Annotated in this window: 8 protein-coding genes; 5 read left to right on the top strand and 3 right to left on the bottom strand. The window is 41.4% G+C overall.

Annotated features, from left to right (window positions below; translation table 11 throughout):
- Positions 1–35: 35 nt before the first annotated feature.
- The 3 genes from nrdA to ubiG form a co-directional block, all read right to left on the bottom strand.
- A complete protein-coding gene (gene nrdA / locus H5182_RS00600; RefSeq protein WP_145233211.1) occupies positions 36–2318 on the bottom strand; it encodes a class 1a ribonucleoside-diphosphate reductase subunit alpha in 2283 nt (760 codons plus the stop codon).
- 401 nt (positions 2319–2719) lie between these two features.
- A complete protein-coding gene (locus H5182_RS00595) occupies positions 2720–3403 on the bottom strand; it encodes an HAD family hydrolase (protein ID WP_182759320.1) in 684 nt (227 codons plus the stop codon).
- Entirely contained in the window at positions 3403–4113 is a 711-nt protein-coding gene (gene ubiG, locus H5182_RS00590) for a bifunctional 2-polyprenyl-6-hydroxyphenol methylase/3-demethylubiquinol 3-O-methyltransferase UbiG (RefSeq protein WP_145233215.1), read from the bottom strand. Before ubiG ends, H5182_RS00595 begins: the two co-directional genes overlap by 1 nt.
- A 179-nt stretch (positions 4114–4292) precedes the next feature.
- On the opposite strand from ubiG, the gene gyrA reads away from it, so the two are divergent.
- The 5 genes from gyrA to rpsA all read left to right on the top strand — a co-directional run bounded on the left by gyrA (position 4293) and on the right by rpsA (position 12044).
- Positions 4293–6992 carry a DNA topoisomerase (ATP-hydrolyzing) subunit A gene (gene gyrA, locus H5182_RS00585; protein ID WP_182734225.1) on the top strand — a complete coding sequence of 900 codons (2700 nt, stop codon included), beginning with the start codon at positions 4293–4295 and terminating at the stop codon, positions 6990–6992.
- Positions 6993–7105: 113 nt separating this feature from the next.
- Complete coding sequence (serC, locus tag H5182_RS00580; protein WP_182759319.1) at positions 7106–8188, top strand: 3-phosphoserine/phosphohydroxythreonine transaminase; 1083 nt, start codon at positions 7106–7108, stop codon at positions 8186–8188.
- A complete protein-coding gene (aroA, locus tag H5182_RS00575; RefSeq protein WP_182730600.1) occupies positions 8188–9465 on the top strand; it encodes a 3-phosphoshikimate 1-carboxyvinyltransferase in 1278 nt (425 codons plus the stop codon). The genes serC and aroA overlap by 1 nt, the downstream gene beginning before the upstream one ends.
- A gap of 107 nt (positions 9466–9572) precedes the next feature.
- On the top strand, positions 9573–10283 hold the full coding sequence (cmk, locus tag H5182_RS00570; RefSeq protein WP_149982486.1) for a (d)CMP kinase: 711 nt from the start codon (positions 9573–9575) through the stop codon (positions 10281–10283).
- A gap of 93 nt (positions 10284–10376) precedes the next feature.
- Positions 10377–12044: a 30S ribosomal protein S1 gene (rpsA, locus tag H5182_RS00565; RefSeq protein WP_029216020.1), complete on the top strand. Its 1668-nt coding sequence runs from the start codon at positions 10377–10379 to the stop codon at positions 12042–12044.
- Positions 12045–12103: the final 59 nt, after the last annotated feature.

The raw sequence follows: 12103 nt of genomic DNA, 5'->3' as shown, positions 1-12103 counted from the left end.
CGTATAGCCCGCTTCCAATTTATATTTATTACCGATTAGATTTTACACGCACCGCCTGCACAATCATCATCTTCCACTTCTGGTGTATCTTCTTGCATATCAGATGCACCATCACGGGTGTTATGGTAGTAAAGGGTTTTAACGCCAAGTTTGTAAGCACCCAGTAAATCTTGTAATAAGACCTTCATTGGTACTTTACCACCTTCAAACTTATTTGGATCGTAGTTAGTATTGGCAGAAATTGTTTGGTCAACAAACTTTTGCATAATACCCACTAATTCTAAATAACCTTTATTTGATGGGATATCCCACAATAATTCATAATTATTTTTAAGGCGTTCATACTCAGGTACAACTTGTTTTAAAATACCATCTTTACTGGCTTTAACACTGATATGACCACGTGGTGGTTCAATACCATTAGTTGCATTTGAAATTTGCGACGATGTCTCAGATGGCATCAACGCAGATAACGTTGAGTTACGCATACCATGCTCTTTAATATTGGCACGTAATGTATCCCAATCTAAATGCAATGGTTCATCACAAATTTTATCCAAATCACGTTTGTACGTATCGGTTGGCATAATACCTTGCGAATACGTTGTTTCGTTAAATTTAGGACATGCACCACGTTCTTTAGCCAGTTCATTTGAGGCTTTCATTAGGTAATACTGAATTGCTTCAAATGTTTTGTGAGTCAATGCATTGGCACTGCCATCAGAATAACGTTTGCCATTTTTAGCAAGGTAATATGCGTAGTTGATTACGCCTATTCCTAGTGTACGACGGCCCATAGTTGCATTATGTGCTGCTGGCACCGGGTAGTCTTGGAAATCCAGTAAGTTATCAAGTGCACGTACCGCAAGTTCTGCAAGCTCTTCAAGTTCATCCAGTGACTCAATCGCACCTAAGTTAAAGGCCGACAGCGTACACAGTGCAATTTCACCTTCTTCATCATTAACATTGTTAAGTGGTTTAGTTGGCAATGCAATTTCTAAACATAAGTTAGATTGGCGAATTGGTGCCACTTTAGCAATGAACGGGCTGTGTGTATTACAGTGGTCAACGTTTTGTAAATAGATGCGGCCAGTGCTAGCACGCTCTTGTGCAAACATTGAAAACAGCTCAATAGCTTTAATACGTTTTTTACGAATTGACTCGTCTTGTTCATATTGTACGTAAAGACGATCAAATTCATCTTGATCTTCAAAAAATGCATCATATAAACCAGGCACATCAGACGGGCTGAATAATGTGATGTAATCATCTTTGATCAAACGTGAGTACATTAGTTTATTAAACTGTACACCGTAATCTAAGTGACGAACGCGGTTATCATCAACACCACGGTTGTTTTTAAGCACTAATAAGTTTTCAACTTCTAGATGCCAAAGTGGATAGAACAGGGTTGCTGCGCCACCACGGACACCACCTTGCGAACAACTTTTAACAGCCGTTTGAAAGTGCTTATAAAACGGGATACAACCGGTGTGGTATGCTTCACCATTGCGAATAGGGCTACCTAGTGCGCGAATACGACCAGCATTAATACCAATACCTGCACGTTGCGATACGTATTTTACAATCGCTGATGAGGTTGCATTAATTGAATCTAGGCTGTCACCGCATTCAATCAGTACACATGAGCTGAATTGACGCGTAGGGGTACGAACTCCCGCCATAATAGGCGTAGGTAATGAAATTTTGAACAATGACACCGCATCGTAAAAACGCTTTATGTAGTCTAAACGCGTTTCTTTTGGGTAATCAGAGAACAAGCTGGCTGCAACTAAAATATATAAAAACTGTGCGCTTTCATAAATTTCACCCGTAACACGGTTTTGTACTAAATATTTACCTTCAAGCTGTTTAACAGCAGCATAGCTGAAGTTTAAATCACGTCCATGATCAAGGTATTCATCCAGTTGATCAATTTCTTGCTCTGTGTAGTCAGCTAGTAAGTGTGCATCGTAACGCTTATCTTCAACTAACTTAACGATATGATCATACAAGCGCGGTGGCTCAAATTGACCATAGGCTTTTTTACGCAAATGGAATACAGCTAAGCGGGCTGATAAATATTGATAATCAGGCGACTCTTTAGAGATCTGATCAGCGGCCGCTTTGATGATGGTTTCATGGATGTCTTCAGTACGAATACCATCATAAAACTGGATGTGCGATTTCAGCTCAACTTGTGAGACAGACACATTATTTAGACCTTCGGCGGCCCAAGCAATAACGCGATGGATCTTATCTAAATCAAGTGACTCTTTACGGCCGTCACGTTTGCTTACAGATAGCTGTTGGTTCATAGTTTTGCCTGTATTCCTTGGGATATAATATTTTTTAGTGACACATTTTTCTTAAAATAAATTTTTTATTGCAATAAAATTGTATTAGCGCGAATTTAATTGAATAACATTTAGCCACAACATCTGGTGTTCATCAAATTCTAGATCACAAGATAGTGTGGTATGCGATCATTTGCAAGGGGCATAAACGCCCCTAATTGTGGATAACGTTGGGATAACACGCTTGTGTTAGTAGCCATTAACCTTTGACCATCTGATTAAAATGAAATTTATAAAAATCAACTGATGATCGATTAAATTTACGCATTTTAAAAATAAATTTTGGCTGCTTTTTTTATCAACAAACAATGTGCAAAAAGTAACACGATCACAATATGTAGTGGTTAAAATTTAACATGGCACTATATATGGTTAAATGCATCAATAGGTGATTGCCAATTAAAATCGGCTTGCCAACTCAATGCTTCAGCTTCACTAGGGATGTAGCCCCACAATGCAGCAGCGCTGTGCATGTTTGCAGCCTTGGCTGCAATTATGTCACGCTGCGCATCACCGATATACAAACAACGATTCGGATCAACATTTAACAGTTGGGCTGTATGCAGTAAAGGTAAAGGGGATGGTTTAGCGATATCGAGGGTGTCACCACTGACAATTGCCTGTGCATCTTTGAGTTCAGCAATTGCAGCAACTAATGGAATAGTCAAAAACTCAGGTTTATTAGTCATGATCCCCCATTTGATCTGTTGTTGATCAAGCGCGATCAATAATTGTGCAATTCCAGTAAAGCATTGACTATGGGTGGCAATATTATCTGCGTAGGCCGTTAATAGCTGCTGGCGTAAGTCAGCTTGATTTGGGTGATCGTGCCATTGCTGACCAAATCCAGCTGCAAGCAGCGCCATTGCACCGTTAGAAGCTGCAGGACGATATATATCAGCGGTTACTAATGGTTGGTTATGATCAGCGAGTACGTAATTTAGCGCAGCCCCTAAATCATCTGCGGTATCGAGTAATGTACCGTCTAAATCAAAAATAAAGGCGTCGTAATCAATTGCGGGGGTTGCTGTGTTAAAACCAGCCATTACGCTAGTTTCTCAAAATGCAGAATATAATTAACGCTAACGTCGGTATTTAAGCTGTACTGCTTTGATAAAGGGTTATAACTCAGTCCCGCACTAGCACGTACTTTGAGGCCCGCTTGTTCTGCCCATGCAATGAGTTGTGCTGGTTTGATAAACTTTTTGTGATCATGGGTTCCATCAGGCACCATCTTCAATAATTTTTCCGCCCCGATAATTGCGTACAAATATGCTTTTGGGGTTTTGTTTAATGTAGAGAAAAATACATCGGCACCAGGTTTCGCTAATTCTGCTACTGCATGAATGATAGATGCAGGGTCTGGCACATGCTCTAACATTTCCATACAAGTAATAGTATCAAAGCGGGCAGGGTGTTCGCTGGCATACTGTTCGGCAGGTATTTTTATATAGTCAACGTTTACACCGGTTTCTAAACTGTGCAGTTTCGCAACGGTTAACGGCTCTTGACCCATATCAATACCAGTCACATGTGCGCCCATTCGCGCCATACTTTCACTCAATATACCGCCACCACAGCCGACATCGAGTGTTTCTTTGTCGAATAAGCCTTTGGCCTTGTCGGCAATAAAATCTAATCTTAATGGATTAATTTCATGAAGGGGTTTAAATTCTCCTTCACGATCCCACCAACGCTCAGCGATGGCTTCAAACTTTGCAATTTCTGCACTATCTACATTCTGATGTTCGGTCATAAAAAACTTCCTCGTCAATCTCAGGCCATTATATAGGGGTAAATTAATAAATCGCAAAGATTTAGCGCCTGTAAATCTAAATTAATTGTGGTAGCATGACTTGGTAATAATAACTAAATCCCCGCAAGCGCCCATATGTGGCACTTTCGTGGGTCAATACTGAAGGAATGTGATATCAAATGACTGATTTCGCCAATGAAATTCTGCCAGTCAATATTGAAGACGAGTTAAAAAACTCCTATTTAGATTACGCAATGAGCGTAATTGTAGGACGAGCACTACCAGACGTACGTGATGGTTTAAAACCTGTTCACCGCCGCGTTTTGTTTGCTATGAACGAGCTTAATAATGATTGGAATAAGCCTTACAAAAAATCAGCCCGTGTGGTTGGTGATGTAATTGGTAAATACCATCCCCATGGCGACAGTGCGGTGTATGACACAATCGTACGTATGGCCCAGCCATTCTCTTTACGTTATATGTTAGTTGACGGCCAAGGTAACTTTGGTTCAGTTGATGGTGACTCAGCAGCAGCAATGCGTTATACCGAAGTCCGTATGGCGAAAATGTCTCATGAGCTTTTGGCTGATCTTGAAAAAGAGACTGTTGATTTTGTACCTAACTATGATGGTACAGAGCAAATTCCTGACGTATTACCGACCAAAGTTCCTAACTTATTAGTGAACGGTTCATCGGGTATTGCGGTAGGTATGGCGACGAACATTCCTCCTCATAACTTAACTGAAGTTGTGAATGGCTGTTTAGCACTTATTCAAAACCCTGAATTAACCATTCATGAACTAATGGATTATATTCCGGGCCCAGATTTTCCAACTGCGGCAATTATCAACGGTAAAAAAGGCATTGAACAAGCCTATTTAACTGGCCGTGGCAAAGTGTACATGCGTGCACGTGCGGAAATTGAAGTTGACGAAAAAACCCATCGTGAAACGATCATCGTTCACGAGATCCCTTATCAAGTAAATAAAGCCCGCTTAATCGAAAAGATTGCTGAGCTTGTTAAAGATAAGAAGATTGAAGGCATTAGTGCATTACGTGATGAATCAGATAAAGACGGTATGCGTATCGTTATCGAGATCAAACGTGGTGACGTAGGCGAAGTGATCTTAAACAACCTTTATGCACAAACTCAGTTACAAACTGTGTTTGGTATGAACATGGTTGCGTTGATCAATAACCAGCCTAAGTGTTTCAACTTAAAAGAAATGCTTGAAGAATTCATCATTCACCGTCGTGAAGTAGTGACCCGTCGTACGGTATTTGACCTACGTAAAGCCCGCGATCGTGCACACATGCTTGAAGGCTTAGCAATTGCACTTGCTAACATTGACCCAATTATCGAGCTTATTCGTAACTCACCAACGCCAGCTGAAGCTAAAGTAGCACTTGCTAGCCGTCCGTGGGAATTAGGTAATGTGAAAGCCATGCTTGAAAAAGCCGGTGAGGCAAATGTTGCCCGTCCAGATTGGTTAGCGGATGACTTAGGCATTCGTGATGGTCAGTATTATATTTCTGAGCAACAAGCCCAAGCAATTCTAGATTTACGCTTACACAAGCTTACTGGTCTTGAACATGAAAAGATTCTAAGCGAATACCAAACGTTATTAGATTTAATTGCCGAGCTTTTATATATTCTTGCTAATCCTGAGCGTTTAATGGAAGTTATTCGCGATGAGTTAGTTGAAATTAAAGAGCAATACGGCGACGAACGTCGTACTGAAATTAATGCCGCGGCTCATGATATTAGTCTTGAAGACTTGATCACAGAAGAAGACGTAGTAGTAACCCTATCTCACGAAGGGTATGTGAAGTATCAGCCATTGTCTGACTACGAAGCACAGCGCCGTGGTGGTAAAGGTAAATCAGCAACCAAGATGAAAGATGAAGATTTCATTGAACGTCTACTAGTTGCTAATACTCACGACACGATTCTTTGTTTCTCAACGGCGGGTCGCTTATATTGGCTTAAAGTGTATCAATTACCACTTGCCAGTCGTGCAGCCCGTGGTAAGCCAATTGTAAACTTATTGCCGCTTGAAGCAGACGAACGTATTACGGCTATCTTGCCAGTACGTGAGTATGAAGAAAATAAATACATCTTTATGGCAACTGCATTCGGTACCGTGAAGAAAACACCATTGACTGCGTATAGCCGTCAACGTGCTAGCGGTATTATTGCCGTTAACTTAAACGACGGTGATAGCTTGATTGGTGTCGATATCACTGATGGTAGCAACGAAATCATGTTGTTTACTGATGCTGGTAAAGTTGTTCGCTTTAAAGAAGCAGAAGAATCACCTGTTTTAGATGAAAATGGCAACCCAGTACTTGATGAAAACGGTAACCCGGAAATCAAGTTTAAGGGTGTTCGTCAGATGGGCCGAACTGCAACAGGTGTTCGTGGTATTAAGATGCCTGAAGGGCAACGTGTTGTATCATTAATTGTACCTAAGACGAATGGTGCTATCTTAACCGTGACAGAAAACGGCTACGGTAAGCGTACATTGCTCAGTGACTACCCTGCTAAGAGTCGTGCGACTCAAGGTGTGGTATCAATCAAAGTAAGTGAGCGTAACGGTGCTGTAGTTGGTGCTGTACAAGTTGACGATAACGATGAAATCATGATTATCTCTAATCGAGGTACTCTGGTGCGAACTCGTGTTAATGAAGTTTCTACCGTTGGGCGAAATACCCAAGGTGTTATTTTGATAAGAACTATTGACGAAGAGCAAGTAGTTGGTTTACAACGTATCGAAGAGATCGAAATCGATGAGCTTAACGCTATTATCGAAGGTGAAAGCGTTGAACTAGTCGACACTGTTAATGATGACGCTGGGGATAATCCTCCAGAGGCATAACATTAATCATTAAAGCGGCTTCGGCCGCTTTTTTTTACTATAAAAATCAAAAAATTAATTGTTAAAATTAGCAATTAAAAACAATTGTTAAATTACTGGAATGAGGAAAGGTAATGAGTATATATAATTTTTGTGCTGGGCCTGCAATGTTACCGCCAGCTGTGATGGAAAAAGCACAAAAAGAATTTCTTGATTGGCAAGATTTAGGTGTATCGGTGATGGAGATCAGTCACCGTAGTAAAGAATTTTTAGCATTAACGGCACAATGTGAAGCAAGCTTACGCCGGTTAATGAATATCAGCGATGAATTTGAAGTGCTGTTTATGCATGGCGGTGGTCGAGGCCAATTTGCTGCAGTGCCACTGAACCTGCACCAAGCAGGTAAAGACGCCGTATATTGTGAAAATGGTGTGTGGTCTAAAGGTGCGGTTGACGAAGCGGTCAAATTTACTACCGTCACTGAGCTTGATGTCCGTAATGACACAAATGAGCAATTTTCTATCAAACCAGTTAGTGAGTGGCAATTTCCAGCCGATCCTTCATACATCCACTATTGCCCAAATGAAACCATTGATGGCATTGAAGTGTTTGATGTACCAAGTCACCCAACAGCGCCGATCGTTGCAGACATGTCATCAACTATTTTATCGCGTGAGTTTGATGTTGAGCAGTTTGATTTAATTTACGCTGGTGCACAAAAGAATATTGGTCCATCAGGCCTTGCCATTGTGATCATTCGTAAAACGTTGCTTGAGCGTGAAGGGGTTGCAAAGCCAGGTATATTTGATTACGCACTCGAAGTAAAACAAGGCAGCATGTATAACACGCCACCTACGTTTGCTTGGTATTTAGCGGCAGAAGTATTTGACTGGCTTGAGCAAAATGGTGGTGTTAAAGCCATGGAACAGCAAAATATAGCAAAAGCCGAACTGCTGTATGGCTTTATTGATGAATCACCGTTTTATAGTAATAAGGTTGCTAAGCATTGTCGTTCACGTATGAATGTGCCTTTTTGGCTCAATGATGAAAGCTTAAATGCACAGTTTTTAGCCCAAGCAAAAGAAGCTGGCTTACTTGCACTTGAAGGTCACCGTATTGTTGGCGGTATGCGTGCGAGTATTTACAACGCCATGCCACTTGCCGGTGTACAAGCGTTAGTTGACTTTATGGCGAAATTTGCCAAGGAGCACAGTTAATGGAGCAGTTACGCTTAGAGCCAATCAATCTAGTAAATGGCAGTGTTACCTTACCTGGCTCAAAAAGTTTATCAAATCGTATTTTATTGTTAGCGGCACTTGCGCAAGGCACAACGGTTGTAGAAAACTTATTAGACAGTGATGATATTCGTCATATGCTTGGTGCATTAAAATTATTGGGCGTTGATGTCAGTCTTAATGATGATAAAACTGTAGCCACTGTAAAAGGTGTTGGCGGGCAGTTTTTAACTCCAGCTGAGCCATTGTTTTTAGGTAATGCAGGCACTGCGTATCGTCCACTGACTGCGGTATTAGCAGCGGTGAAGGGGAACTATGAACTAATTGGCGAGCCACGTATGGAGGAACGTCCAATTGGTCACCTAGTTGATGCATTACAAGCGCTCGGTGGGGATGTTAGTTATTTAAAAAATAAAGACTATCCGCCACTTAAAATTGTTGGTGGGCAAATTAATGGCGGCAACGTTGCAATTGATGGCAGTATCTCGAGCCAATTTTTAACAGCATTATTAATGGCAGCGCCGTTATTTAATGGCGATACGTGCATTACAATTAAGGGGACGTTGGTATCTAAACCGTATATTGATATTACTTTAGATGTAATGGCTCGCTTTGGCATATCGGTAACTCACGATAACTATAAAACCTTTACTGTAAAAGGTGCGCAGCAATACCAAGCTGTTGAGCGTATTATGGTTGAAGGGGATGCATCAAGTGCATCTTACTTTGTCGCTGCGGCGGCAATTGCCGGTGGTGAAATAGAGATCAAAGGTGTAGGTGCCAAATCTGTGCAAGGCGATATTGGCTTTGCAAAAGTGATGGAGCAGGTCGGTGCTAAAATAGATTGGTATGACGAGCGCTTAGTGGTACGTAAAGGTGAATTAAAAGGTGTTGATATCGATGCCAATGCTATTCCTGATGCGGCGATGACCCTTGCGACAGTGGCGTTATTTGCAGATGGTCCAACCGCTATTCGTAATATCTATAACTGGCGCGTAAAAGAAACGGATCGCTTACATGCAATGGCGACAGAGCTGCGTAAAGTCGGTGCAGAGGTAGTTGAAGGTGAAGATTTCATCGAAATAACACCGCCAAAACACTTTAACGATGTGGCGATTGATACCTATGACGACCACCGTATTGCGATGTGTTTTGCCATGGTAGCGGTAGGCGGCAAGCCAATAACTATCAATGATCCTAAGTGTACATACAAGACATTTCCAACATTTTTCAATGTACTAGCATCGGTTAGTCAATAAATGACTAAAGTTGAAATATAAAAAGTTACATACAAAAAGCGGATATATTTAATTAAGTAACGTATAATGTCGCAGTTTTATTTTGGTGTGCATTGCAGGAGGTTTAAATGCAGGCGTTATTAATGCCCGTGATCACCGTTGATGGCCCAAGTGGTTCAGGTAAAGGAACTGTTTGTCGCTTGTTAGCCGATAAATTAGGGTGGGATGTACTGGATAGTGGCGCGATTTATCGCGTATTAGCACTAGCAGCACTTCATCACCAAATTGCACTAGACAACGAAGAGGCATTGGTGCCTTTAGCTGCTAACTTAGATGTGCAGTTTTTAGTTGATAGTCAAACTAACGCTGGAAAGGTTATTCTGGAAGGTGAAGATGTATCAACAACAATTCGAAATGAAGAAGTAGGAGCTGCCGCTTCAAAAGTAGCAGCTTTACCGCGCGTAAGAGAAGCATTATTACGGCGCCAACGTGCATTTCGAACTGAAAATGGGCTAATAGCCGATGGCCGCGATATGGGCACTGTGGTGTTCCAAGATGCTCCATTAAAAATTTATTTAACCGCTAGTGCAGAAGAACGCGCGCGCCGACGTTTTGTTGAGTTGAATGAACGCGGTCTTGATGTTACACTAAGTGGTCTATTAGAAGATATTCAAGCACGTGATGACCGCGATATGAATCGTGCTGTTGCGCCGCTTGTACCAGCTGACGATGCTATTGAACTCGATACTAGCGAGCTTAATGCACAGCAAGTGTTTGATAAGGTTATGACTTTATTAGATGCAGCGATTGTCGAAGGTAAACTTCCAAAGCGACGATAAACTATTTATGCGCCAGCAGGATGCCAGTGCTATTTTAACAACCCCATGCAGCATGGTTGCTTATTGGTAATAATATATGAGACGTATATTCGTATGTCAGAAAATTTTGCGCAGTTATTTGAAGAAAGCTTAAAGGGTTTTGAAGCAGAGCAAGGCTCTATCGTTAAAGGTACAGTTATCTCTATCGAGAACAACATTGTACTTGTAGATGCTGGTCTTAAATCAGAAAGTGCTATCCCTGCAGAGCAGTTCAAAAATGCTGCTGGTGAACTAGAAGTTGCTGTTGGCGACGAAGTAGATGTTGCACTAGATGCAATTGAAGACGGTTTCGGTGAAACTATCCTTTCTCGTGAGAAAGCGAAGCGTCACGAAGCGTGGATCCGTCTTGAGAAAGCATGTGAAGAGCAAGAGACTGTTACTGGTGTTATCAACGGTAAAGTTAAAGGCGGTTTCACTGTTGAAGTTGATTCAATCCGTGCTTTCCTACCTGGTTCACTTGTTGATGTTCGTCCAGTACGTGACACAACTCACCTTGAAGGCAAAGAGCTTGAATTTAAAGTAATCAAGCTTGATCAAAAACGTAACAACGTTGTTGTTTCACGTCGTGCAGTTATCGAATCTGAAAACTCACAAGAACGTGAAGAGCTTCTTGCTAACCTTGTTGAAGGTCAAGAAGTTAAAGGTATCGTTAAGAACCTTACTGACTACGGTGCGTTCGTTGACCTTGGTGGTGTTGATGGTCTACTACACATTACTGATATGGCGTGGAAGCGTGTTAAGCACCCTTCAGAAATCGTTAATGTTGGCGACGAAATCGCAGTTAAAGTTCTTAAATTCGACAAAGATAAAACTCGTGTATCTCTAGGCCTTAAACAGCTTGGTGAAGATCCATGGGCAGCTATCGCTGGTCGTTACCCAGAAGGTTCTAAACTTTCTGGTCGTGTAACTAACCTTACAGATTACGGTTGCTTCGTAGAAATCGAAGAAGGCGTTGAAGGTCTAGTACACGTTTCTGAAATGGATTGGACTAACAAGAACATTCATCCTTCTAAAGTTGTTAGCTTAGGCGACACTGTTGAAGTTATGGTTCTTGAAATCGACGAAGAACGTCGTCGTATTTCACTTGGTCTTAAGCAATGTATTGCTAATCCTTGGCAAGAATTTGCTCGTCTACAAAACAAAGGCGATCAAGTTACTGGTAAGATCAAATCAATCACTGACTTCGGTATCTTTATCGGTCTTGACGGTGGTATTGACGGTCTTGTACACCTTTCAGACATTTCTTGGAATACACCTGGCGAAGACGCTGTACGTGAATTCAAGAAAGGCGACGAAATCACTGCTATCGTATTGCAAGTTGACCCAGAGCGTGAACGTATCTCTCTAGGTGTTAAGCAAATCGAAGCTGACCCATTCAATAACTACCTTGATGCAAACAAAAAAGGTGCTATTGTTAAAGGTAAAGTGACAGAAGTTGATGCGAAAGGCGCAACTGTTGAACTTATCGAAGGCGTTGAAGGTTACATCCGTGTAGCTGATATCGCTCAAGAGCGCGTTGAAGATGCAACTACTGTTGTTTCTGTAGGCGACGAAATTGAAGTGAAATATGTTGGTGTTGATCGTAAGAACCGCACTTTAAGCCTTTCAGTTAAAGCTCTTTTCGAAGCAGAAGAGAAAGAAGTACTAGAAAAGCTTAAGAAAGAAGAGCCAGTGTTCGAAAACGCAATGGCAGCTGCATTCGCAAATGCACAAAAAGACTAATTAATCAGTCTTAATTGGAAGGGCAGTGTTGCCCTTCCTTTATCTCTTTTTAAGGAAAC

The sequence above is a fragment of the Pseudoalteromonas sp. SG44-17 genome (genome assembly GCF_014164235.1).
GTDB classification, from domain to species: Bacteria; Pseudomonadota; Gammaproteobacteria; order Enterobacterales; family Alteromonadaceae; genus Pseudoalteromonas; species Pseudoalteromonas rhizosphaerae.
This window is presented reverse-complemented; position numbering and strand designations above follow the sequence as displayed.

Coding starts and splice junctions, on each gene's coding strand:
- ubiG (WP_145233215.1), bottom strand. CDS start 4,113: ATGACCGAACATCAGAATGTAGATAGTGCAGAAATTGCAAAGTTTGAA.
- nrdA (WP_145233211.1), bottom strand. CDS start 2,318: ATGAACCAACAGCTATCTGTAAGCAAACGTGACGGCCGTAAAGAGTCA.
- H5182_RS00595 (WP_182759320.1), bottom strand. CDS start 3,403: ATGGCTGGTTTTAACACAGCAACCCCCGCAATTGATTACGACGCCTTT.
- gyrA (WP_182734225.1), top strand. CDS start 4,293: ATGACTGATTTCGCCAATGAAATTCTGCCAGTCAATATTGAAGACGAG.
- cmk (WP_149982486.1), top strand. CDS start 9,573: ATGCAGGCGTTATTAATGCCCGTGATCACCGTTGATGGCCCAAGTGGT.
- serC (WP_182759319.1), top strand. CDS start 7,106: ATGAGTATATATAATTTTTGTGCTGGGCCTGCAATGTTACCGCCAGCT.
- aroA (WP_182730600.1), top strand. CDS start 8,188: ATGGAGCAGTTACGCTTAGAGCCAATCAATCTAGTAAATGGCAGTGTT.
- rpsA (WP_029216020.1), top strand. CDS start 10,377: ATGTCAGAAAATTTTGCGCAGTTATTTGAAGAAAGCTTAAAGGGTTTT.